The following is a 21,973-nucleotide window of genomic DNA, read 5'->3' on the forward strand; positions in this document are numbered from 1 at the left end:
CCCGGCCTCGGCCGGGTTTTTTCTTGTGGCGGCCGATGCCAGAATTCCTGCCAGACATGTCCGACTACGCACTCGAACTTCTCTCCATCAGCTGCACTTTCCATTCGAAGGACGATCCGGGCCAGCGCTACACCGCGGTGGCGGACACCACGCTGCGCGTCCGAGCCGGGGAGTTCGTCTCGGTGGTAGGGCCCACGGGATGCGGCAAGTCGACGTTGCTGAACGTCGGGGCCGGCTTGCTCGAGCCTTCGTCGGGTACCGTCAAGGTGTTTGGTCAGACGCTCGCGGGCGTGAACGCGCGCGCGGGCTACATGTTCCAGACCGAGGCGCTGATGCCGTGGCGCAGCGCCATTGGCAACGTGATGGTGGGGCTGCAATACCGCGGCGTGTCCGACGCGGAGGCGCGCTCGCAGGCCGAGGCATGGCTCTCTCGCGTGGGCCTTTCGGGTTTCGGCGACCGCTATCCACACCAGCTCTCGGGCGGCATGCGCAAGCGCGTGGCACTGGCGCAAACACTGGTGCTCGACCCCGACATCATCCTGATGGACGAACCCTTCAGCGCGCTCGACGTCCAGACGCGTCAGCTGATGGAGAACGAGGTGCTCGATCTCTGGAGCGCGAAGAAAAAAGCCGTGCTCTTCATCACGCACGATCTCGACGAAGCCATTGCGATGAGCGACCGCGTGGTGGTGCTGTCGGCGGGGCCGGCCACGCATCCGATCGGCGAATTCGCCATCGATCTCGCGCGCCCGCGCGACGTGGCCGAGGTGCGCACGCAGCCGCGCTTTGTCGAGCTGCACACGCAGATATGGGAAGTGCTGCGCGACGAAGTGCTCAAGGGCTACGCGCAGCAACTGAAGAAGGCGGCCTGAGATGAACTTCAGTCTCAACGAACGCAATGCGCGCTTCTGGCAGCTGGTGCTGCTGGCGATCATCCTGGTGAGCTGGCATGTGGCATCGCGCAACCAGCAGATCGCCTTCTTCCTCGGCGAACCGATCCAGGTGGCGGGGCGCATCTGGAGCTGGTTTCTGCCGTTCGAGGTGCCGCCGAACCTGCTGTTCCCTGACGGGCTGAAGGGCAATGCCGACATCTACCGGCACCTGGGCACCACACTGCTCGAAACGGTGCTGGCCTTCGGCATCGGCACCGTGCTCGGTCTGGCCTGCGGGCTCTGGCTGGCGCTGGCGCCGACCGCGAGCCTGATTCTCGACCCCTACATCAAGGCCGCCAATTCGATGCCGCGCGTGATCCTCGCGCCGATCTTCGCGCTGTGGTTCGGCCTGGGCATCTGGAGCAAGGTGGCGCTGGCGGTCACACTGGTGTTCTTCATCGTGTTCTTCAACGTCTACCAAGGCGTGCGCGAAGTGAGCCCGGTGGTGCTGGCCAACGCGAAGATGCTCGGCGCCAACCAGCGGCAACTGCTTCGCACGGTGTACCTGCCGAGCGCGACGAGTTGGGTGTTCTCGAGCCTGCACACGTCGGTGGGGCTGGCCTTTGTCGGCGCGGTGGTCGGCGAGTACCTGGGCTCGGCGCGCGGCGTGGGCTACCTGATCCTTCAGGCCGAAGGCACCTTCGACGTCAACACCGTCTTTGCCGGCATCGTCGTCTTGACGGGCTTCGCGCTGCTGCTCGACGGGCTGGTCGGCCTGATCGAGAAGCGCCTGATGAAGTGGCAACCGCGCAGCGGGGAGACCGAGAAACTCTAGCGCGCGGCCGCTGCGCCGCGCGCAGGCTCGGTGCAGTCGCAGTGCTCGCGGGCTCCGACGCTGTCGCCCTCAGTGCTTCTTTTTCTTCGACGGCGTGCCGCCGCGCTTCTCGCGCACGATCTGCGCCTGCTTGCCGGCCGGCGACTTCACGACCGTGACGCCGCGTGCGGCAACCGCCTTCACCGGGCCGCCGCGCGTGGCCGCAACAGCGGCACGGCCACGCGCCGGCGCCGCACCGGAGCCGACGTGAGTCTGGGCGGCGGCCCGAACCGGCAGGTACACGACGACGCTGTAGCCGCGCTTGAATGCATGGTTGGGCTTGACGTCGTTCCATTCGGCCACGTTGGCGGGCTGGAGCTTGTAGCGGCGCGCGATGCTGGCCACGCTGTCGTTGCGGCCCGCCTTCACGGTGGTGCGGCGGTTGACGATCTCGGGCTGAAAGCTCAGGTGGCCGCTGTCGGCCACGAGGGCCGTGACGTCTTCCTTGACGCGGGCGCCGCGCGGCACGATGAGCGTGGAGCCGGCCTTGATGAGCATGCGCGGCGGCACGTTGTTGAGGGCACGCAGATCGGCCTCGCTCATGCCCGAGCGCTGGGCGGCGTCGGCCACCGTCATGGTGTTGGGCACGACCCATGCGGTCCAGCTGGCGTACTGGCCTTGCGAGTAGGCGTCGAAGTTGCGTTGGAACACGGCGGCGTTGTCCCAGGGCAGCAGAATTTGCGGCGTACCCGCCGCAATCAGCACCGGTTTGTGCGCCGCGGGATTGAGGGCACGGAAGTCCTCGATGCGCACGTCGGCCAGCTTGGCGGCCAGCTCGACGTCGAGGTCGCGCGTGAGCGTGACAGTCTGGAAGTAGGGGTGATTGGCGATCAGCGGCAGTTCGGCATTGAACGCCTGCGGATTCGCCACGATGTTTTTTACCGCCTGCAGCTTGGGCACATAGAGCCGCGTTTCGGCCGGCATGGAGAGGTCGCTGTAGCTGGTGGGCAGGCCCAGCCGCTGGTTCTTGGCAATGGCGCGGCTCACGCTGCCTTCGCCCCAGTTGTAGGCAGCCAGGGCGAGCTGCCAGTCGCCGAACATGCCATAGAGCTTTTGCAGGTAGTCCAGCGCGGCGCGGGTGGACGCCAGCACGTCGCGCCTGTCGTCGCGGAAGACGTTCTGCTTCAGGTCGAAGTCGGTGCCCGTGGCCGGCATGAACTGCCACATGCCCGCGGCGCGCGCGCTCGAGATGGCCTGCGGGTTGAACGCGCTCTCGATGTAGGGCAGCAGCGCGAGTTCGGTCGGCATGTTGCGCCGCTCGAGTTCCTCGACGATGTGGAACATGTACTTGTTCGAGCGCTCGGTCATGCGCTGGATGTAGTCGGGCCGGCTGGCATACCACTGCTCGCGGTCGCGCACCAGGTCGCTCTCGAGGTTCGGCATCTTGAAGCCGCGGCGGATGCGGTCCCACATATCGGCCGGTGGCGCGAGGGTGACGACGCTCTGCGAACGGGTCTCGCTGCTGGTAATGGGAGTGAGCGGGCCGCCCGGGTAGACCGGGGCCGCACTGCCGGCCACCTTGGAACCGGTGCTGCCGGTAGTGGCGGCCGATTGTGCGGAGGTGCCGGAGGAAGACGAGGTGGTGGTGCCCGCGCAGCCCGCGAGCAACAGTGAGCCTGCAAGGCAGGCAGCAGCGATAAATTTCATCGGAAGTCGTTTTTCCATTGGCGCAGCGCGGCGAACACATCGGCTTCGCCCGCGTCTGCGGAAAGCCCGGCGTGCGCGCGCACCGCTCTAAGGACAGTGGCTTCGCGGCTGCGAAGAAAGGGGTTGATTCGGCGTTCGGTCGCCAGTTGCGAAGGCAGCGTGGGCTGCCCCTGGGCACGCAGGTTTTCGCAATGCGCGGTGTACTGAGTCAGATCGGCATTGCCGGGTTCCACCGCCTGGGCGAAACGCAGGTTAGCAAGTGTGTATTCGTGCGCACAACACACGCGGGCGTCGCCCGGCAGCGCCGCCAACGCATCGAGAGAGGCGAGCATTTGCGCCGGCGTGCCTTCGAACAGGCGGCCGCATCCGCCGGAGAACAGCGTATCGCCGCAGAAAAGCAGCGGCGCCTCGCCTCGGCTTGCCGGAAGAAAGTAGGCGATGTGGCCGGCCGTGTGGCCCGGCACGTCGACGACCTGGAAGCGCAGCCCGAGCACCTCGGCGGTGTCGCCGTGCAACAGCGGCGTGAAGGGTTCGGGAATGCGCTCGCGCGCGGGGCCGAAGACCGGCGCGCCTGTTGCCGCATGGAGCGCGGCCACGCCGCCTGTGTGATCGGGGTGATGGTGCGTGACTAGAATCGCGGCGAGCTGCAGCTTGTCGCGCGTCAACGCGTCGAATACCGGTTGAGCGTCGCCCGGGTCCACCACGATCGCGTTGGAGCCGTCCTGCAGCATCCAGATGTAGTTGTCAGCGAAGGCGGGCAGCGGAACGAGGGTCATGAGCGGTCAAATTATAGGTTTGCAGGATTGGTTCGGGACCCCTCCCGGCCGCTACCTGCTGGCGTGGGAGCAGGCCCAGTTCGACCAGGCGGTGGCGGATGTGTTCGGCTACCACGCCTTGCAACTCGGCGCCGCCGAGGTCGATGGGCTGCGCACCAACCGCATGCCGCACCGCTGGCTGGCGCTGAGCGATCCGTTGCAGCAGCCCGGCAGGGCCGCGCTTCTCACCGATTTTGCGGCGCTGCCTTTTGCGGCCAACAGCCTCGACCTGGTGGTGCTGCCGCACGCGCTGGAACTGAGCCCGGATCCCCACGCCACCTTGCGCGAAGTGGAGCGGGTGCTGGTGCCCGAAGGCCGTGTGGTGATCTGCGGGCTCAACCCGGCCAGCCTCTGGGGCATGCGGCAGCGCCGCGCCCACTTGTACCGCAAGCTTGGTTTCGGCGACCTCTTTCTGCCCGAAGGCGGCGAGTTCATCGGCTACTGGCGCATTCGGGATTGGCTGCGGCTTTTGAGCTTCGAGGTGGAATCGGGCCGTTTTGGCGTTTACCGGCCCGCGGTGCGCAGCGAGGCGTGGCTCGAGCGTTGCCGCTGGATGGACACCGCCGGCGAGCGCTGGTGGCCCATCTTCGGCGCGGTGTATTTCCTGGTGGCCATCAAACGGGTGCGGGGCATGCGCCTTCTGGGAGCGGAATGGCGCCGCGCCGCGGCGCGCGCGACCGCTCCCGTTCCCCTTGTAGGCAAGGTGCACAAGGCCGACCACACCGATTGAGTGCATGAATGATCGATTGTTGAAAGAAGAAGGAAAAGAAAGTTTTGAACGAAGTCGTGATCTACACCGATGGTGCGTGCAAGGGCAACCCGGGCCCCGGCGGCTGGGGTGCGTGGCTCAAGTCGGGCCCCACCGAAAAGGAACTGTTCGGCGGTGAACTCAACACCACCAACAACCGCATGGAACTCACCGCCGTGATCGAAGGCCTTGCCGCCCTCAAGCGGCCCTGCAAAGTCATTCTCTATCTCGACAGCCAGTACGTGCGCATGGGCATCACCGAGTGGATCCGTGGCTGGAAAGCCAAAGGCTGGCGCACCTCGACCAAGCAGCCGGTGAAGAACGTCGAACTCTGGCAAAAACTCGACAAGCTGGTGGCGGAAGGCGGCCACACCATCGAATGGCGCTGGGTCAAAGGCCACTCGGGCGACCCCGGCAACGAGCGCGCGGACATGCTCGCCAACAAGGGCGTGGACAAGGCCCTGGGCCGGATCTGAGCCCTGAAGTGCGCGAAGACCGGCGGCGAGCTAAATAACGCCGTCGAACATCATCACGTCGACTTCGTCGCCTGCGGCCACATTGCCCTGATCGTGGTGCAGCACCACGAGCCCGTTGGCCTCGACCATCGAACTCAGTACGCCCGAGCCCTGGTTGCCGGCAATGCGAACCTCGGGCAGCGCGCCCGACACGGCCTTGACGAAACCACGCTGGTACTCGGTGCGACCGGGCTTCTTGCGGATGGCACTCACGCTGCGCGCGCGCAGCAAAGGCGGCGGCGCGGCCGCGATGTCGTGGCAGCCCATCATGCGCAGCAACGCAGGTCGCACGAAGGCAAGAAAAGTCACCATCACGGCCACCGGGTTGCCGGGCAGGCCGAACAACACCGCGGCGCCGGGCTGCGATGAAGAAGTCCCATTGCGCGGAATCAGCCCGACCGCCAACGGCCGGCCCGGACGCATGGCCACCCGCCAGAAGGCCATGTCGCCGAGCTGCTGCATCACGGCGCGTGTGTGGTCCGCGGCGCCGACGCTCACGCCGCCGCTGGTGATGATGGCGTCCACCTCGCTCGCGGCACGCTGCAGCGTTGCGGCGAGCGTGGCCGGGTCATCGCGCACCAGCCCGAGATCGATCACCTCGCAACCCAGCCGGGTGAGAAGGCCGAACACCGTGTAGCGGTTGCTGTCGTACACGGCGCCTTCACGCGGCGGTTCGCCGAGGCTCAGGATCTCGTCGCCGGTCGAAAAGTAGGCCACGCGCAGTCGCCGCAGCGCGCGCACCGAGGGCAGCCCCAGGCTTGCGACCATGCCAAGCGCAGCGGGCGACAGGCGCTCGCCGCGACGCAAGGCCGGCTGGCCCTGCATCAGGTCTTCGCCGGCAAAGCGGCGGTTGTCGCCGCGCCGAAGCACCTTGGCGGGAAAGCTCACGCGATCGCCGTCGACCTTGCAGAACTCCTGCGGAATGACGGTGTCGAGCCCATCGGGCATCACCGCGCCGGTCATGATGCGAACCGCGTCGCCTGCCGCCAGTGCGCCGCGCCAGGCCGTGCCGGCCAATGCCGTGCCGACCATGCGCAGCGCGATGGATGCGTCGATGGGCGCATCGTCCCGCAGGACGCTGCCGTCGAACGCGAAGCCGTCCATTGCGGAGTTGTCGTGCGGCGGCACGCTCACGGGCGAGATGATGTCTTCGGCCAGCACGCGGCCCAGTGCTTCGCGCACAGCGACCTCTTCGCGCTCCGAAACGACGGCCGGCCGCACGAGCTGCGTCAGAAAAGCCTGGACGCCGTCGACGCTCAGCGCTTGGGGGTCATAGCCCGCAAGGGCGGCGGCAATGTCGGCGATGCGGCTCATCGGTTTTCAAGGGCGTGCAGTTCGGCCAGCGTGTTGGCGTTGAAAAAAGCGTCGGGCGGGTCGCCGGGCCGGTCGAAAGGCACGAGCACCGTACGGTGCTGTGCGGTCCAGGCGTCGATCTTGCGGCCGCCGGACTGGGTGAATTTCACCAGGCTTTCGAGCAGCGCGGTGTGCAGCAGGCAGAACACCGGCTGCGGGCGCAGCACCGGCGCCGCGCCGGGTTCGGCGGCTGTTTCGGGTGCGCTGACCATGGCGATTTCAGCGTTGTCGGCGACGAGCGCTTCGGCCATCCGGCTTGCGAGATCGAGCGGAAACAGCGGCGTGTCGCATGGCACGGTGAGGAGATAGGGCGTTTCGCAGCGTTCGAGGCCGGTCAGAAAGCCCGCGAGCGGACCCGCATAGTCGGCCAGGCTGTCGGGCCAGACCGGCACGCCGAAGGACTCATAGGCGGCGAGGTTGCGGTTGGCGTTGATCATCACCTCGCCGACCTGCATGCCCAGGCGCAGCACGGCGTGCATCGCGAGCGGCGAGCCGTTGAAGTTCTGCAGGCCCTTGTCGACGCCGCCCATGCGCGAGCCGCGGCCGCCGGCCAGCAGCAGACCGGTGATCTCGCTGGGGGAAATGGATTCTTGTGTGGGGCTCATCCGCCGATATAGCTCATCTCGACGCGTCGTGGCGCCTTGTTGTTGGCGTCGTCCTCGGCGCTTTCAGGGCCGCGAAGCGCGCGCAGTTCGGAATAGCGGTCGGCGCGGCCTTGCCAGATATGGCCGATGGCGGAGCCGATGTCTTCATCCGTGGCCGTGCCGCGCAGCAGGGGCCGCAGGTCGTGGCCCGCGCTGGCAAAAAGGCAGAGGTAGAGCTTGCCTTCGGTCGACAGGCGCGCGCGGCTGCAGTCGTGGCAGAAAGCCTGCGTCACGCTGCTGATCACGCCGACTTCGCCGCCGCCGTCGGCATAGGCCCAGCGCTGGGCGGTTTCGCCGGGCGCGCTGGGCTCGAGCGGCACCAGCGGAAACTCGGCGCCGATGCGCGCGATGACCTCCGCCGAAGGCAGCACCTCGTCCATGCGCCAGCCGTTGGTGGCGCCCACGTCCATGTATTCGATGAAGCGCAGCACCACCTTGCCGCCGTGGTTGTCGCGAAAGTAGCGCGCCATCGGCAGGATTTCCTGTTCGTTGGTGCCGCGCTTGACCACCATGTTGACCTTGATCGGCCCGAGGCCGGCCGCCAGGGCCGCATCGATGCCGGCCAGCACGTCGGCCACCGGAAAATCGACATCGTTCATGTGGCGGAACACTGCGTCGTCCAGGCTGTCGAGGCTCACGGTCACGCGCTGGAGGCCGGCGGCGGCCAGCGCCGCCGCCTTGCGCTGGAGCAGCGAACCGTTGGTGGTGAGCGTGAGCGCGAGCGGTTCGCCGCCGGGGGTGCGCAGTTCGGACAGTTGCTCGATCAGCCGCTCGATGTTCTTGCGCAGCAGTGGCTCGCCGCCGGTCAGGCGGATCTTGCGCACGCCGTGGGCCGCGAACAGGCGCGCGAGCCGCGTCATTTCCTCGAAGCTCAGCAGCGCGCTGTGCGGCAGGTATTGGTAGTCCTTGTCGAACACGTCCTTCGGCATGCAGTAGCTGCAGCGGAAGTTGCAGCGGTCGGTCACGCTGATGCGCAGGTCGGTCAGCGGACGGCCGAGGCGGTCGATCAACTGCCCCGTGGCGGGCACGGCGATCTCCGGCACCGAAACGGGCGGGCGTGCGCGCCCGATTTCGGTGAGCGGAATGACGGTGGTGCTTTTGCTGTTCATGGGGCAGCAGCCAATTTACTCCATCGCGCATGCACCGGCCCGGAAAAGGCTACTCCCGAGAGCTGCGCATCGCCCTGGTGGTCAGCGGTCAGACGCAGCGCGCGCCGTCCACTTCGATGCACACGCCGCTGATGAACGCGGCTTCGTCGCTTGCGAGGTACAGCGCGGCGTTGGCCACGTCGAGCGCGGTCGAAAAGCGGCCCAGTGGAATGGTGGCGCGGAACTTGGCCTTGCGCTCTTCGGTGAGCGGGCCGCCTGCGAATTCGGCGGCCAGGCCGGTGTCGGGGTTGAACACTGGGTTGATGCAGTTGACGCGGATGTTGTCGGGGCCGAGTTCGGCGGCCAGCGACTTGCTGGTGGTGATGACGGCGCCCTTGGAGCCGTTGTACCAGGTGAGCCCCGGGCGCGGACGCACGCCGGCGGTGGACGCGATGTTGATGAACGAGCCGCCGCCGTTGGCGCGAAACGCCGGCACTGCGTGCACGGTGGCGAGGTAGATGCTCTTCACGTTGACCGCGTAGCACTTGTCGAACTCGTCTTCGCCGACTTCGAGGGCAGGGCGGTTGCGGTGCGTCCAGCCGGCGTTGTTGACCATGGCGTCGAGCTTGCCGTGGCGCTCCACCGCGGCTTCGACCAGCGCCTTGACCTGGGCCGACTGCGTCACGTCCGCGGCAAAGAAGGAGGCCCTGCCGCCGTCGCGCAGGATCGCTTCCACGACTTGCTGGCCGGCTGCCGGATTGATGTCGTTCACGAGCACCTGGGCACCCTCGGCCGCGAGCCGCTTGGCGATGCCTTCGCCGATGCCGCCGCCGGCACCGGTCACGATGATGGATTTGTCCTTGACGCGCACGGGGTGTCTCCTCGAAAAGTTCAGCGGGCCAGTGTATCGGGCTGTAGTGGCCGGGGCTGCCGTCAACCGTGCTTGATGGCGACGGTCTTGAGCGTGGTGAAGCCGTAGAGCGCTTCAAAGCCCTTTTCGCGCCCGTAGCCCGACGACTTGACGCCGCCGAACGGCAGTTCCACGCCGCCGCCGGCGCCGTAGTTGTTGATGAACACCTGGCCGCTGCGCACCCGCTTGGCCATGCGGAACTGGCGCGAGCCGTCGGCTGTCCACACACCGGCAACCAGGCCGAACTGCGTGGCGTTGGCGAGCGCCACCGCTTCGTCTTCGTCGGCGAACTGCATGGCGGCAAGCACCGGGCCGAACACTTCTTCCTGCGCAAGGCGATGGCCGGCCGGCACATCGCGCAGCAGGGTGGGGGCCTGGTAGAAGCCGGTTTCGGGCGCTTCATCGACCACGACACCGTGGGCCACCATCGGGATGCCCGCCACTTGGGCGTCGCTCAAGAAGTCCCACACGCGCTGCTGCTGGGTCTGGCGGATCAGCGGGCCGACGTCGAGGTCCATGGCCGCGGGGCCGACGCGCAGCGCCTCGAAGGCGTGGCCGAGGCGTTCGAGCAGCGGCTCGTAGATGCCGCGCTGGATCAGCACGCGCGAGCCGGCCGAGCAGGTCTGGCCGGCGTTCTGCACGATGGCGTTGATGATCACCGGAATGGCCGCGTCGAGGTCGGCGTCGGCAAAGATGATCTGCGGGCTCTTGCCGCCGAGCTCGAGCGTGACCGGGCAGTGCCGCTCGGCCGCGACTTGCTGAATGAGCGTGCCGATCTTCGGGCTGCCGGTAAAGCTGATGTGGTCGATGCCTTCGTGCCGCGCAAGCGCGTCGCCCACCTCATGGCCGTAGCCCGTGACGATATTGAGCGCACCGGCCGGAAAGCCGACCTCGGCCGCGAGTTGTGCCACGCGAATCAGCGAGAGGCAGGCGTCTTCGGCCGGTTTCACCACGCACACATTGCCGGCCGCCAGCGCGCCGCCCACGCTGCGCCCGAAGATCTGCATCGGGTAGTTCCACGGAATGACGTGGCCCGTGACGCCGTGCGGCTCGCGCCAGGTGAAGACGCTGTAGCCGTCCTGGTAGGGAATGGTCTCGCCGTGCAGCTTGTCGCAGGCGCCGGCATAGAACTCGAAATAGCGCACCAGCGCCACCGCGTCGGCACGGGCCTGCTTCACGGGCTTGCCGCAGTCGCGCTGCTCGATGAGCGCGAGTTCGTCGACATGCTCGGCAATCTTCTGCGAGAGCTTGTAGAGCAGGCGGCCGCGGTCGGCCGCGCTCACCTTGTGCCAGACGCCTTCGAAGCAATCGCGCGCCGCCCGCACGGCGGAGTCGATGTCGGCGGCGTTGCTGCGCTGGATTTCGTCGAAGGGCTGTCCGTCGGACGGGTCGAGCACCTGCAGGGTGCGGCCGGAGGAGGACGGAACGTCGGCGTTGGCAATGAAGTTGAGTTGCATGGGGCAGGATTTTGCGCGAAGCCGGCCAAACCCGCCGGCGCTTCCTCCCTATCGGGGCGACGCTGGCCGCGGCAGCGCCCGCACCGCATTGAGCATCCGCTCCACGTGCTTGTCCGGGTTCAGGTTCTGGTAGTAGTAGGCGACCTTGCCGTTTGGCGCAATCACATAGGAGAGGCGGTTGGCGAAGTCCGGCCGCGTCTGCATCAGGGCGTCGAAACCGTTGATCACGGTCTTCGATTCGTCCGAGGCGACGGGAAAGCGGCTCTGGCACGACTTGACCGAAAACTTCGACAGGGTGTCGATGTCGTCGGCCGACACGCCAATGACGGTGGCGCCCAGCGCCGCGAACTGGTCGACGGCTTCGGCGAAGGCATGGGCTTCGATGGAACAGTCGCTGGAGTCGGCCGCCGGAAAGAAGTACAACACCACCGGACCCTTGGCCAGGGCGTCGGCCAGCGAATAGCGGAAGGTCTTGCCGCCCAGCGCGGCATTGGCGGTGAATTGAGGGGCCGGGTCGCCGATGTCCAGGGCGGCCCAGGCGGGGAGCGCGATGGCGGCTGCGACCGACACCAGTGCAATGCGTGAGAGGATCGGTCGTGCCATGGTGTAACTCCGAGCAGATGTGAAGCGAATTCTAGGATGGGCGGGCATTTCAGGAGGGCTGGAATGAAACCGGCAGGCGCCGGCCGGCGTATCCATGGCAGCAGCCAAGAAAAACCAAAGAAAACCAGAAAAGAACACCGATCCATCATCATGAATGCCTGGTCTCGACTTCTTCGAATTTGCCTTGTGGGCGCGATGATCGCGTCGCTGGGAGCCTGCGGCTCGCTGCCGGCGGCGCGCGAGCGGGCGGCGGTGACTGCAGATGCGGTCGACCCCTCCACCAAGCTCGCGAAGATCGCAGCGGCCTCGACGCCGCCCGGCGAGCATTCGGGCTTTCGGCTGATGCCGCTCGGCGTGTATTCGCTGGACGCGCGCGTGCAGCTCGCGCAGCGCGCCCAGCGGTCGCTGGTGGTGCAGTACTACCAATTCGAGAACGATGCCACGGGCCGGCTGCTGATGCGCTCGCTGCGCGAGGCAGCGGCGCGCGGGGTGCAGGTGCGGTTGCTGGTGGACGATCTCTACACCGCGCGGAGCCAGCAACTGCTGCTGGCGCTTGCGCAAACGCCCAATGTCGAGGTGCGGCTGTTCAACCCGTTCTGTTGCGGGCGCAACGGTTTTCTGTCGCGCTTCGCGGCGTCGCCCCACGAAATCGGGCGGCTCAACCACCGCATGCACAACAAGCTCTTCATTGCCGACGGGGTGATGGCCGTGGTGGGCGGGCGAAATATCGCCGATGAGTATTTCGTGTTGAGCGAGGCGCAGAACTTCATCGACATGGACGCGCTGGTGGTGGGCAAGGTGCTGCCGCAGCTGGAATCGATCTTCGATGCCTACTGGAACAGCGAACAGGTCTGGCCCATTGCCGACATCGTGCGCGGGGAGGGCGGCCGCATGCCCACCACCGCAGACTTCGATGCCTGGATCGGCATGGCGGCGGCGCCGCCGAAGATCGTGCTCCCGCCTTCCGACATCCTGGGCTACGGCCCGATCGCGGAAGAGCTCGACGGCGGCCGCATGGGGCTTTTGTGGGGCGAGGCCCGCGCCATTGCCGATCCGCCCACCAAGCCGACCACCATGACGGAGGACGAGGCCATTGCCACCAGCGTGACGATGCAGGTCTGGACGCTGCTGATGGAGGCCAAGGTCGAGGTCGACCTGACCTCGCCCTACCTGGTGCCCGGCGAGCGCGGCATGGCCGCGTTCGAAGACTTGGCAAAACGCAAGGTCAAGCTCACGCTGCTCACCAATTCGCTGGCCGCCAACGACGAGCCGCTGGTGCACACCGGTTATGCGCGCTACCGCGAACGGCTGCTGAAAGGCGGCGCCGACCTGTACGAACTGAGCCCGCAGCGCACCACCGCGGGTGAGCGCTTCGGCATGTTCGGCAAATCGCTGGGGCGGCTGCATTCCAAGACCGCGGCCATCGACAAGACGCGCATCTTCATCGGCTCGATGAACCTCGACCCGCGCTCGGCGAGCCAGAACACCGAGATGGGACTGGTGGTCGACAGCCCGCAGCTGGCGCGCGAGATGCTGCGGGTCATCAACATCAGCAAGCTGCAGAACTCGTACCGGCTGCGGCTCGCCAAGGACACGGGCACGCTGCAGTGGCTCACGAACGATGGAGAAAAGGAAGTCATCCTGACTTCGGAGCCGGAGTCGAGCTTCTTCCAGCGGCTTCACAACATGATCATTGCGCCTCTCATTCCCGAAATGCTGCTGTAGCCTCGGGGGATGGCGCAAACTTTTACATCTTTGTCCGCCCTCCAGGTGATGTTGTGGGGGCTGGCGTTTTTCGGTTCCATCTACCTGGGGTTCGGCGCTCTCAATTGGCTTCTGACCCGGCGCGTGCTGCCGGCACTCGGGATCGGCCGGGTGCTCGATCCGCGTCCGCTGCAGCCGGGGCAACTGCGCCGTGAACTGACGCAATCGGGCGTTTCGGTGCTCGTGTTCGGGCTCGGTATGGTGTTCCCTTGGGGTTTGCTTCAGCTGGGGTGGGCGCGGCTCGACGCGGATGCCGGCTGGCGCCAGATCGCGGTCGAAATCGTGGCGCTCGCGGTCTGGAACGACGTGCACTTCTGGCTCAACCATCGCGCGCTGCACACGCGATGGTTGCGGCGCTTTCACGGGCCGCATCACCGCTCTGTCGTGACCACGCCCTGGGCCACCTACAGCTTTCACCCGATCGAAGCAGCGATGCTCGGCAACGTGATCTTGCTGCCGATGCTGCTGCACGACTTCAGTTTCTGGTCGCTCGCGGCGGTGCCGCTGTTCAGCATTTTCTTCAACAGCGTCGGCCATTCGAACTACGACTTCTTTCCCGGCGCTTCGTACAGCCACTGGTTTGCCGCCAGCCGTCGGCACCATTTGCACCATGCCTGCCACAGCGGCAACTACGGCTTCCAGTTCACTTTCATGGACCGGTTGTTCGGCACGCGCATAGCGGCAGACGCGGCCGAGCCGCAATTCCAGGCCTTCCGCGAAAAGCAGCAGCGACAGCAGCAGCATGGCACGCCGGCCTGACGCGCCGCGCCTGCCGACACGGCTGCGCCATTGGCGCGATTGGCAGAGCCTCGCCTATCTGGCCGCGCTTCCGGCGCTGGCGGCCTGGCAGTGGATGCATGGGTTCGACGTGCGGCTCTATGCGCCGATGCTGTTTCTCACGCTCGGCGTGGGCGTGATCCACCACAACCACGTGCACCTGCGCATGTGGCGCGGCCGGCGCATGAACCGGGTCACCGATTTCTGGATCACGCTGCTGCAGGGACACCCGACCTTCGTCTTCTGGCCCGCGCACGTGGCCAATCACCACCGCCACCGGCATGGGCCCCGGGATGTGGCGCGCACCTACCGCTTCGGCGGCGACACCAACCATCTGCGGGGCTACCTGCTGCATCCGTTCCAGGCCATATGGGTGCTCGTGCCGGTGTTCTTCGGTTGGCTCGGGCGGCTTCGCAGGCACCGGCCTGGGCCTTGGCGCTATTGCATGGCGCAGTACGCGCTGTGGCTCGGCAGCTGGAGCGCGCTGCTGCTGATCGACTGGCGCAAGGCGCTGCTGTTCGTCATCGTGCCGCAACTGCACGGGCTGCACTGGCTGCTCGCAACCAACTACCTGCAACACGCGCATGCCGACGGACGCAGGCAAGCGCCGGATGTGGAGGCGCGGCGCGATACCGCGGGTACCCGCCTGAACTACGCGCGCAATTTCGAAGGGCTGGTGAACCCTTTGCTGTTCAACATCGGCCTGCACACCGCACATCACGAGAACCCGCATGCCCATTGGTCCGAACTCACGCAATTGCACCGCACGCAATACCGCGCGCAGGTCGATCCCGCACTCAACGAGGGCGGGCTGCTGCCCTACATGGTTCGCGTGTTCGTGCTCGGAGCGCTGTGGCCGCGCTTTCGCAGCCGTTCGCTGATGTCACTTATGCCTTGTGTGCCGCCCGAATCTCCAACCCACTGAACCATGCCTGTTCCATTTCAACGCGTCTACATCGAGAGCGCCGGCTACTACATGCCCGGCGAGCCCATCCCCAACGAGCGCATGGATGCCTACATCGCGCCGCTCAACCGCATGTCGGAGCGCATCAAGCGGCGCATCCTGGCGGAGAACGGCATCCTCACGCGGCACTACGCGATCGACGAGGAGGGCGTGACCCGTGAAACCAACGCGCAGTTGGCGGCCGGCGCAATCCGCGATTGCCTGCAGCGCGGCGGGGCAGAGCTGTCGCGCGTCTCGCTGCTGGCCAGCGGCTCATCGGGCGGCGACACGCTGATGCCGGGCTTTGCCAACATGATCCAGGGCGAACTGGCTGCGGCGCCGATGGAAACGTTGTCTGTGCACGGCATCTGCGCCGCGGGCGTATCGGCGATCCAGTCGGCCGCGCAAGGCATCGAGTTGGGCGCGCACCGCAGCGCGCTTGCCGTGGCGAGCGAAATGCCGTCGCGGCTTTTCAAGCGCTCGCGCTTCGCGGCGCGCGGCTACGAAACCGACTTCGACTCGCACTTTCTGCGCTGGATGCTTTCCGACGGCGCGGGCGCGCTGCTGCTGTCCGACGGCACGCCCGGGCTGGCCGGCAACCCGGGGCTGCGCCTGAGGCTCAAATGGGTGCACCAGCGCGCGTTCTCGGGCGACTACCCGGTGTGCATGCAGCTGGGCCTGACCGAAGACCGCGCACGCGGCCATCTCGATTTCGGCTCCTGGGCCGAGGCGGAAGCGGCCGGCGCCTTGTCGCTGCGGCAGGACATCCGCCTGCTGCCGCACCTGTTCGACATCGGCATCCACGAATACGCGACGCTGGTGCGCGATGGATGGGTCGATCCGAAGCGGGTCGACCACTTCCTGTGCCACTACTCGTCGGAAAAATTCATTCCGGTGGTCGAAGACCTGATGACCAAGGCCGACCTCGCGATTCCGCGCGAGCGGTGGTGGAGCAACCTGGCCTGGCGCGGCAACACCGGTGCGGCGTCGATCCTGGTCATGCTGTCGGAGTTCCTGCACACCAAGGCGCTCAAGCCCGGTGAGCAGATCTTCTGCTACGTGCCGGAATCGGGGCGCTTCATGGCCGCCTACATGCTGCTGGAAGTCGAAGCCGCCGATGCGCCCGTCCAAACGGTGGCCGGGCCGCGCATCGCGCCCGAAACGGCGCCCGACGACGAGATTGCAATTGCGCCGCCGCACGATCCGGCCGCGGCGTCCGAAGGCCTGGGCGCACTGCTGACCGAACTGGCCGGCATCTGGCACGACTACCGCTCGAACGTCTGGCGCACGCCGCTGATCCGCCAGATCCGCGAACGCCGCTTCGCGCTGCCCGACTACCTCAACTGGATGGAACAGTGGGTTCCGCAGGTGCGCGAAGGCAGCCGCTGGATGCGCGAAGGCGCCGCTTCGCTGACCGGGCCGTACAAGACATTGGCGGCGCTGATCGACGTGCACGCGGGCGAGGAGCAGGACGACTTCAACATTCTCTTCAGCGACTACAAGAAGGCCGGCGGCACGGTGGCCGCAATCGGCGACCTGCGCCGCAACCCAGGCGGGGAGGCGCTCAACGCCTACCTGCACGGCCTGGCCGCCACGCCAGACCCCATCGGCTTGCTGGGTGCGATCTACATCATCGAAGGCACGGGCCAGCGCATCGTGCCGGCACTGCTGCCGCTGATCAAGGCCGGCCTGAAGCTGCCGCCCGACGCGTTCCGCTTTCTCGAGTACCACGGCCACAACGACGAAAACCACCTGAACCGCTGGCTCGCCGCGGTCGAGATGGTGATGGCCGTGGAGGCGGGTAAGGACGGTAAAGGGCAGAGCCGGGCAGCCCGGCAGATCATCGACACGGCGCGCCATACGGCCGCGCTGTACCTGATGCAGTTTCAGCACATCACGGAGCGTATGTCACATGAGCGGATTGCCTGATTTTCTCGCGCAGAGCCACGACGAGCGCGACCCCAGCCCCTGGCTCGCGCTCTACCTCGACCAAAGCACGCCGCTGCCCGACGAAGTCAAGGCGGCATGGCTGACCGACTCGAGCTCGGGCTCGCGCCAGTACCTGCTGCCGTTCCTGCGGCCGGTGGCGCGGCTCACGATCATCCTCATTCAGGTGGTCAAGGTGTTCGTGCCGCGCAACTGGTCGCATTCGAAGCTGCTGCACCGCCTGCTCGCCTGGGGGCTGAAGCGCTTCGTGTCGCCGGAGGCCAACTGGCTGATCCTGCGGCACTTTCATCTGGGCTCCCAGGTGCTGAGCTTCATCGGCCGCAATTCGCCCGCGCCGGTGAGGACCTCGCCGCTGGAGCCGGCCGATATCGATGCGCTCAAGGACGAGACCTTCCTGAAGCACGACCTGAACCTGTTCAATTTCGTGATCCGCCTGAATCAGGCGCTGCGAGACCAGGGGCTGGTGCTGGGCAAGGCACCGAAAGTCGATTTTTCGATGATCAGGGACCCCGGTTTGCGGCTTTCGGACATGCCGCAAGGCAAGCTCAACTTCCTTGACCTGCAAAGTGCGATCGAACTTTTTACGCCTCTTTATCAGCTGATGTTGACCGATAACGACTTTTGGCGGGCGGCCAACTCCTTGCAACTCGACGAAACCATCGGCATCTACGCCGCCACCGTGCTGGGAGCTCCCGAGCACCTGATTCTGGTGAACAACAAGCATCCGCTGGTTCCGCTTTCGACCTTGCGGGCGGGGCACCGGCTGGTCATTCACGGGCTGTCGACGGAAATGCTGCACAGCCTGCTCCGGCGCATGCAAGCCGCGCATGAGGTGACACCTGACGCGACCCCCGATGCAACCCCCGCGCGGGAGGAGGCACTTGCATAAAGCGTATGCTGTCCCCACATCCAACCCATGAACACGACCCAAAATCCGTCTCCCAAGGCCGATCTGGCGGCGACCCACGTACTGGCTCAACTGCTGGAACGGCTCGAGCACAGCACCGTTCCCGTCGGTGCGGAACAATACCGCTCCGTGGTCGAGCATCTCGTGCACGAATTCAGCGACATTGAACCGGGCGCCGACCTGGGCCATTTGCTCGATGCCTACCCGGCCGCGGCCGAGGTGTACGAAAATCTGAACTATCAACACGCCGGCCTGTGCCGCTCGGCGCTGGACGCGGCGCTTGCAGCCGAAGTCCGCGCCAGAGACGTCATTGCACGCGCCATGCGAAATACCGAACCGAAAAAGGACAAAGCCGATGGCCAAAGCTGAGGTAAAGACTGCCGTCGTGGCCGATGGCTTGCGTTACAAGTCGAAAACACCAGGGTCCCCGTTTCGCGCCTCGGCGTCGTTCAGCGGGGCGACCATGTCGTGCTTCATGTGCGGAAAGCATCGTGTACGGTCGCAGTTGCGTACCCGGCAGGTGCTTGGCAAGTCGCAAACCGTTTGCGCGCCGTCGTGCAAGGCGCTGGACGAGTCCCTCGAGTGAATTCCGCCTCGTCTGGCCAGCAGGGCCGGACGACGCTTTTGCGACATGCCCGAGCATTCGCATTGCAAATTTCCTTCCACATTTGCCGCAATCGATATACAGTTGGACACAATTGATGCAACTCATTGCATTCAATAAAAAGTTCTAATTTGTAGTCGACGACAAATGATTTTGTATAGGCAAGGCGCCCAACGCTGGGCGATGTGCGGAAGGACCTGCAATGAATAAGTCGCGTCATGTGGTCATGCAGGTGGTCAAGCGCTCTTCGGGCAGCGCGACGCACCATGTCGAATTCTTCATGGACAACATCTTTGCCGAGCGGCTGCGGCAGCTGCGGTCGCTGGTTCCGCCGCTTGGCAGCCTCAACAAGCAGCGGGACCTGGTGATCGACAAGGTGCGCGTGCGGCTTCCGAATGCCATCTGGCGCACCGGAAGCCACGTCGACGACGGCGTGGAGGGCTCCTGCATCGTGATCGCCGCAGAAGGCTCGTTCAATTGCGGCGGCAAGGACCGCAACACGCGCGAGAAACTGGTCACCTACAATTTTTCGATTGCGCGGCTGATCGAATTGCACGCCGAACGCCCCGACAACGAGACCCTCTATATCCGCGACGGTACTTTCGCCAACGACGAGCCGACCGAGTCGGCTGCAGGCCTGTGGGTTGCCTCGTTGAACGAACTCGAGGCCGTGATGCGCGTTCCAGACGCTCCCTCGGACTTCGATACCCTGCATGACCTGGGGATGCGCCCCGAGCAGCGGGTGGCCGGCAACCCCCCCACCCACCGGGCCAGCTTCTACTGAAGAGGGGCGGCAGCCCGGAGCTTCGGGCGGCGAAGGGCGAGGGCGCTCGTGCGAAGCTCCACCGGGCGCCTACCGGGCCCGTCGGCAGGCCATCAGGCCGGTTTGGCTTGCGCCGGGTCGTAGAAAAACTCTTCCTCGGCGATGCGGTCGCCCTCCCAGCGCTGCCAGGCGAGCTCTTCCATGCGCATGGTCTTGCCGCCCTTGAAGCGGAAATCGAAGACCCAGCGGATCACCACGTGGTCGCCGTTCACGAGCACGGGGCGCACGCAGGTCGAAACGACGGAGGCCGTACGCTCGAGCACCGCCTGCTCGTGGGCAACCAGCGTGCCCCGGCCGCGCCGGGGCTCGGCCTGGTTCTCCCGCATGGTCGCGTCTTCGGTGTAGTAGTTTTCGATGGCCTTGGCATGCGCGCCGCTTTCCACGGCGGCAATGAAGGCTTCGAGTCTTTCCGCGGAGGGCATCAGGTCTTGACTTTCATTTCACAGCGCCTGAGGCGACCGCTGCCGGCGGCGTAGCGGGGGCGGCCGGGGCAACAGAGGCAGCAGGGGCCGAAGGAGCAGCCGGCGCAGTCACGGCCGCCGGGGCCTCGACCTTGTGCGGCACAGCCGCAGCCGCATCGCCGGCATGGAACTTGACCACCAGCGGCACGATCAGCAGCGCCACGATGTTGATGATCTTGATCAGCGGGTTCACCGCCGGGCCGGCCGTGTCCTTGTAGGGGTCGCCCACGGTGTCGCCGGTGACGGCGGCCTTGTGCGCTTCGGAGCCCTTGCCGCCGTGGTGGCCGTCCTCGATGTACTTCTTGGCGTTGTCCCACGCGCCGCCGCCCGTGCACATCGAGATGGCGACGAACAGGCCCGTGACGATGGTGCCCATCAGCAGGCCGCCCAGTGCCTTCGGTCCGAGCACGAGGCCGACCAGGATCGGCACCACCACGGGCAGCAGCGACGGAATCATCATTTCCTTGATGGCCGCGCCGGTCAGCATGCTCACGGCCTTGCCGTACTCGGGCTTGCCGGTGCCTTCCATGATGCCGGGGATCTCGCGGAACTGCCTGCGCACTTCCTCGACCACCGCACCGGCTGCACGGCCCACGGCTTCCATCGCCATGGCACCGAACAGGTAGGGGATCAGGCCGCCGATGAAGAGGCCGACGATCACCATCGGGTCGCTCAGGTTGAAGCTGATGTTCAGCCCGAAGCTCTCCAGCTTGTGGGTGTAGTCGGCAAAAAGCACCAGCGAGGCGAGGCCGGCCGAGCCGATGGCGTAGCCCTTGGTCACGGCCTTGGTGGTGTTGCCGACGGCGTCGAGCGGATCGGTGATGGCGCGCACACTGTCGGGCAACTCGCTCATCTCGGCAATGCCACCGGCGTTGTCGGTAATGGGGCCGTAGGCGTCGAGCGCCACCACGATGCCCGCCATGCTGAGCATGGCCGTTGCGGCCACGGCAATGCCGAACAGGCCGGCGAGCGAGTACGAAGCCATGATGGCGATGCAGACGAAGATCACCGGCCAGGCCGTCGAACGCATCGACACGCCAAGGCCCGCGATGATGTTGGTGCCGTGGCCCGTGGTCGAGGCCTGCGCGATGTGCTGCACCGGCTTGTATTGCGTGCCGGTGTAGTACTCGGTGACCCACACCAGCGCGGCCGTCAGCGCCAAGCCCACGAAGCAGGCGCCGAACAGCTTCAGCTGGCTGCCGCTCGCGGCAATGGCGTTGTCGGGAATCAGCCAGGCCGTGACGAACCAGAATGCGATCAGCGACAGGATGCCCGCCACCGCCAGGCCCTTGTAGAGCGCCGGCATCACGTTCACCATGCCCGGCGAGGCCTTGACGAAGAAGCAGCCGATGATCGAGGCAATGATCGACACACCGCCCAGGGCCAGCGGATAAAGCACCGCGTTGACGGGTGCCGCCGTGACCATCAGCGCGCCCAGCACCATGGTGGCGATGAGCGTGACGGCGTAGGTTTCGAACAGGTCGGCCGCCATGCCGGCGCAGTCACCGACGTTGTCGCCCACGTTGTCCGCAATCACGGCCGGGTTGCGGGGGTCGTCTTCCGGAATGCCGGCCTCGACCTTGCCCACCAGGTCGGCGCCCACGTCCGCGCCCTTGGTGAAGATGCCGCCGCCGAGCCGCGCGAAGATGGAGATCAGCGAGGAGCCGAAGGCGAAGCCGATCAGCGGGTTTAGGATGGCCGAAAGGCTGCGGTCCGGCGTGAGGTTGCCATTGCCCGCCAGGAACCAGTAGAAGACCGAGACGCCCAGCAGGCCCAGACCCACGACCAGCATGCCGGTGATGGCGCCGCCGCGAAACGCGACATCGAGCGCCGGGCCGATGCCTTGGGTGGCCGCCTGCGCAGTGCGCACGTTGGCTCGTACCGACACGTTCATGCCGATGAAGCCGCAGGCACCCGAAAGCACCGCGCCCACCACGAAGCCGACGGCCGTGGTCACGTCGAGAAAGATGCCGATGAGAATGGCCAGGACCACGCCGACCACCGCGATGGTGGTGTACTGCTTGGCGAGGTAGGCCGAGGCGCCGGCCTGGATGGCCGCCGCGATCTCCTGCATTCGGGCGTTGCCGGGGTCCTTGGCGAGAATCCAACTTCGGGCCCAGAAACCGTAGCCCACGGCCACGAGGCCGCAGACGATGGCGAGTATCAGGGGGGTGTTGCCGATCATGCTTTGCTTCTCCATTCGTTCGTTGTGACTTGTGGA

General features: G+C 66.2%; 22 protein-coding genes. 12 read left to right on the plus strand and 10 right to left on the minus strand.

Annotated elements, in window-relative coordinates; translation table 11 throughout:
• The first annotated feature begins 56 nt into the window (after positions 1–56).
• Together QFZ42_RS09835 and QFZ42_RS09840 are read left to right on the plus strand one after the other, a co-directional pair.
• Positions 57–872 (plus strand): ABC transporter ATP-binding protein, encoded by an 816-nt coding sequence (locus tag QFZ42_RS09835; protein WP_307700776.1) that lies wholly within the window; start codon positions 57–59, stop codon positions 870–872.
• A 1-nt stretch (position 873) separates the two neighbouring features.
• The gene (locus tag QFZ42_RS09840) at positions 874–1,707 is read left to right on the plus strand and encodes an ABC transporter permease (RefSeq protein WP_307700777.1); all 834 of its coding nucleotides are present in this window, start codon (positions 874–876) and stop codon (positions 1,705–1,707) included.
• A 69-nt stretch (positions 1,708–1,776) separates the two neighbouring features.
• Here the strand turns inward: QFZ42_RS09840 and QFZ42_RS09845 are convergent, their stop codons facing one another.
• Together QFZ42_RS09845 and gloB are read right to left on the minus strand one after the other, a co-directional pair.
• Complete coding sequence (locus tag QFZ42_RS09845) at positions 1,777–3,393, minus strand: transglycosylase SLT domain-containing protein (RefSeq protein ID WP_307700778.1); 1,617 nt, start codon at positions 3,391–3,393, stop codon at positions 1,777–1,779.
• On the minus strand, positions 3,390–4,169 hold the full coding sequence (gloB, locus tag QFZ42_RS09850) for a hydroxyacylglutathione hydrolase (protein ID WP_307700779.1): 780 nt from the start codon (positions 4,167–4,169) through the stop codon (positions 3,390–3,392). Before gloB ends, QFZ42_RS09845 begins: the two co-directional genes overlap by 4 nt.
• Between gloB and QFZ42_RS09855 the strand changes: the two genes are divergently transcribed.
• Together QFZ42_RS09855 and rnhA are read left to right on the plus strand one after the other, a co-directional pair.
• Complete coding sequence (locus tag QFZ42_RS09855; protein ID WP_307700780.1) at positions 4,168–4,938, plus strand: class I SAM-dependent methyltransferase; 771 nt, start codon at positions 4,168–4,170, stop codon at positions 4,936–4,938. The two genes, gloB and QFZ42_RS09855, sit on opposite strands and share 2 nt — an antisense overlap.
• A gap of 44 nt (positions 4,939–4,982) precedes the next feature.
• On the plus strand, positions 4,983–5,432 hold the full coding sequence (rnhA, locus tag QFZ42_RS09860; protein ID WP_307700781.1) for a ribonuclease HI: 450 nt from the start codon (positions 4,983–4,985) through the stop codon (positions 5,430–5,432).
• Between the two features lie 30 nt (positions 5,433–5,462).
• On the opposite strand, the gene moeA is transcribed toward rnhA, so the two are convergent.
• From moeA to QFZ42_RS09890, 6 genes are all read right to left on the minus strand, one after another.
• Positions 5,463–6,785 (minus strand): molybdopterin molybdotransferase MoeA, encoded by a 1,323-nt coding sequence (moeA, locus tag QFZ42_RS09865; protein WP_307700782.1) that lies wholly within the window; start codon positions 6,783–6,785, stop codon positions 5,463–5,465.
• Positions 6,782–7,429 (minus strand): molybdenum cofactor guanylyltransferase MobA, encoded by a 648-nt coding sequence (gene mobA / locus QFZ42_RS09870; RefSeq protein WP_307700783.1) that lies wholly within the window; start codon positions 7,427–7,429, stop codon positions 6,782–6,784. Before mobA ends, moeA begins: the two co-directional genes overlap by 4 nt.
• Complete coding sequence (moaA, locus tag QFZ42_RS09875) at positions 7,426–8,577, minus strand: GTP 3',8-cyclase MoaA (RefSeq protein WP_307700784.1); 1,152 nt, start codon at positions 8,575–8,577, stop codon at positions 7,426–7,428. Before moaA ends, mobA begins: the two co-directional genes overlap by 4 nt.
• An 88-nt stretch (positions 8,578–8,665) precedes the next feature.
• Entirely contained in the window at positions 8,666–9,427 is a 762-nt protein-coding gene (locus QFZ42_RS09880) for an SDR family oxidoreductase (protein ID WP_281150632.1), read from the minus strand.
• Positions 9,428–9,489: 62 nt separating this feature from the next.
• Entirely contained in the window at positions 9,490–10,923 is a 1,434-nt protein-coding gene (locus tag QFZ42_RS09885) for an aldehyde dehydrogenase family protein (protein WP_307700785.1), read from the minus strand.
• A gap of 48 nt (positions 10,924–10,971) precedes the next feature.
• A complete protein-coding gene (locus tag QFZ42_RS09890) occupies positions 10,972–11,526 on the minus strand; it encodes a peroxiredoxin (RefSeq protein WP_307700786.1) in 555 nt (184 codons plus the stop codon).
• Between the two features lie 150 nt (positions 11,527–11,676).
• On the opposite strand from QFZ42_RS09890, the gene QFZ42_RS09895 reads away from it, so the two are divergent.
• From QFZ42_RS09895 to QFZ42_RS09930, 8 genes are all read left to right on the plus strand, one after another.
• Positions 11,677–13,251, plus strand: a complete 1,575-nt coding sequence (locus QFZ42_RS09895) for a phospholipase D family protein (protein ID WP_307700787.1) — start codon at positions 11,677–11,679, stop codon at positions 13,249–13,251.
• 9 nt (positions 13,252–13,260) lie between these two features.
• The gene (locus QFZ42_RS09900) at positions 13,261–14,049 is read left to right on the plus strand and encodes a sterol desaturase family protein (protein WP_307700788.1); all 789 of its coding nucleotides are present in this window, start codon (positions 13,261–13,263) and stop codon (positions 14,047–14,049) included.
• Entirely contained in the window at positions 14,033–14,992 is a 960-nt protein-coding gene (locus QFZ42_RS09905; RefSeq protein ID WP_307700789.1) for a fatty acid desaturase, read from the plus strand. Before QFZ42_RS09900 ends, QFZ42_RS09905 begins: the two co-directional genes overlap by 17 nt.
• 3 nt (positions 14,993–14,995) lie before the next feature.
• The gene (locus QFZ42_RS09910; protein WP_307700790.1) at positions 14,996–16,939 is read left to right on the plus strand and encodes a beta-ketoacyl-ACP synthase III; all 1,944 of its coding nucleotides are present in this window, start codon (positions 14,996–14,998) and stop codon (positions 16,937–16,939) included.
• The gene (locus QFZ42_RS09915; protein WP_307700791.1) at positions 16,923–17,846 is read left to right on the plus strand and encodes a DUF6999 family protein; all 924 of its coding nucleotides are present in this window, start codon (positions 16,923–16,925) and stop codon (positions 17,844–17,846) included. The genes QFZ42_RS09910 and QFZ42_RS09915 overlap by 17 nt, the downstream gene beginning before the upstream one ends.
• A gap of 27 nt (positions 17,847–17,873) precedes the next feature.
• Positions 17,874–18,233, plus strand: coding sequence for a hypothetical protein (locus tag QFZ42_RS09920; protein ID WP_307700792.1), 360 nt, complete (start codon positions 17,874–17,876; stop codon positions 18,231–18,233).
• Positions 18,220–18,450, plus strand: a complete 231-nt coding sequence (locus tag QFZ42_RS09925) for a hypothetical protein (RefSeq protein WP_055800144.1) — start codon at positions 18,220–18,222, stop codon at positions 18,448–18,450. The genes QFZ42_RS09920 and QFZ42_RS09925 overlap by 14 nt, the downstream gene beginning before the upstream one ends.
• Before the next feature lie 220 nt (positions 18,451–18,670).
• Positions 18,671–19,252, plus strand: coding sequence for a hypothetical protein (locus QFZ42_RS09930; RefSeq protein WP_307700793.1), 582 nt, complete (start codon positions 18,671–18,673; stop codon positions 19,250–19,252).
• 92 nt (positions 19,253–19,344) lie between these two features.
• Here QFZ42_RS09930 and QFZ42_RS09935 read toward each other — a convergent pair whose 3' ends face one another.
• Positions 19,345–19,713 (minus strand): nuclear transport factor 2 family protein, encoded by a 369-nt coding sequence (locus tag QFZ42_RS09935; protein ID WP_307700794.1) that lies wholly within the window; start codon positions 19,711–19,713, stop codon positions 19,345–19,347.
• Positions 19,714–19,726: 13 nt separating this feature from the next.
• Positions 19,727–21,937 carry a sodium-translocating pyrophosphatase gene (locus tag QFZ42_RS09940; RefSeq protein ID WP_307700795.1) on the minus strand — a complete coding sequence of 737 codons (2,211 nt, stop codon included), beginning with the start codon at positions 21,935–21,937 and terminating at the stop codon, positions 19,727–19,729.
• Between the last annotated feature and the right edge of the window lie 36 nt (positions 21,938–21,973).

This window comes from Variovorax paradoxus, assembly GCF_030815855.1.
Classification (GTDB): domain Bacteria; phylum Pseudomonadota; class Gammaproteobacteria; order Burkholderiales; family Burkholderiaceae_C; genus Variovorax; species Variovorax paradoxus_M.

Bases quoted from the DNA above. Each gene is read 5' to 3' on its own strand.
- QFZ42_RS09835 (WP_307700776.1), top strand. From the start codon at position 57: ATGTCCGACTACGCACTCGAACTTCTCTCCATCAGCTGCACTTTCCAT.
- QFZ42_RS09840 (WP_307700777.1), top strand. From the start codon at position 874: ATGAACTTCAGTCTCAACGAACGCAATGCGCGCTTCTGGCAGCTGGTG.
- QFZ42_RS09845 (WP_307700778.1), bottom strand. From the start codon at position 3,393: ATGAAATTTATCGCTGCTGCCTGCCTTGCAGGCTCACTGTTGCTCGCG.
- QFZ42_RS09855 (WP_307700780.1), top strand. From the start codon at position 4,168: ATGAGCGGTCAAATTATAGGTTTGCAGGATTGGTTCGGGACCCCTCCC.
- gloB (WP_307700779.1), bottom strand. From the start codon at position 4,169: ATGACCCTCGTTCCGCTGCCCGCCTTCGCTGACAACTACATCTGGATG.
- moeA (WP_307700782.1), bottom strand. From the start codon at position 6,785: ATGAGCCGCATCGCCGACATTGCCGCCGCCCTTGCGGGCTATGACCCC.
- mobA (WP_307700783.1), bottom strand. From the start codon at position 7,429: ATGAGCCCCACACAAGAATCCATTTCCCCCAGCGAGATCACCGGTCTG.
- moaA (WP_307700784.1), bottom strand. From the start codon at position 8,577: ATGAACAGCAAAAGCACCACCGTCATTCCGCTCACCGAAATCGGGCGC.
- QFZ42_RS09885 (WP_307700785.1), bottom strand. From the start codon at position 10,923: ATGCAACTCAACTTCATTGCCAACGCCGACGTTCCGTCCTCCTCCGGC.
- QFZ42_RS09890 (WP_307700786.1), bottom strand. From the start codon at position 11,526: ATGGCACGACCGATCCTCTCACGCATTGCACTGGTGTCGGTCGCAGCC.
- QFZ42_RS09895 (WP_307700787.1), top strand. From the start codon at position 11,677: ATGAATGCCTGGTCTCGACTTCTTCGAATTTGCCTTGTGGGCGCGATG.
- QFZ42_RS09900 (WP_307700788.1), top strand. From the start codon at position 13,261: ATGGCGCAAACTTTTACATCTTTGTCCGCCCTCCAGGTGATGTTGTGG.
- QFZ42_RS09905 (WP_307700789.1), top strand. From the start codon at position 14,033: ATGGCACGCCGGCCTGACGCGCCGCGCCTGCCGACACGGCTGCGCCAT.
- QFZ42_RS09910 (WP_307700790.1), top strand. From the start codon at position 14,996: ATGCCTGTTCCATTTCAACGCGTCTACATCGAGAGCGCCGGCTACTAC.
- QFZ42_RS09915 (WP_307700791.1), top strand. From the start codon at position 16,923: ATGAGCGGATTGCCTGATTTTCTCGCGCAGAGCCACGACGAGCGCGAC.
- QFZ42_RS09920 (WP_307700792.1), top strand. From the start codon at position 17,874: ATGAACACGACCCAAAATCCGTCTCCCAAGGCCGATCTGGCGGCGACC.
- QFZ42_RS09925 (WP_055800144.1), top strand. From the start codon at position 18,220: ATGGCCAAAGCTGAGGTAAAGACTGCCGTCGTGGCCGATGGCTTGCGT.
- QFZ42_RS09930 (WP_307700793.1), top strand. From the start codon at position 18,671: ATGAATAAGTCGCGTCATGTGGTCATGCAGGTGGTCAAGCGCTCTTCG.
- QFZ42_RS09935 (WP_307700794.1), bottom strand. From the start codon at position 19,713: ATGCCCTCCGCGGAAAGACTCGAAGCCTTCATTGCCGCCGTGGAAAGC.
- QFZ42_RS09940 (WP_307700795.1), bottom strand. From the start codon at position 21,937: ATGATCGGCAACACCCCCCTGATACTCGCCATCGTCTGCGGCCTCGTG.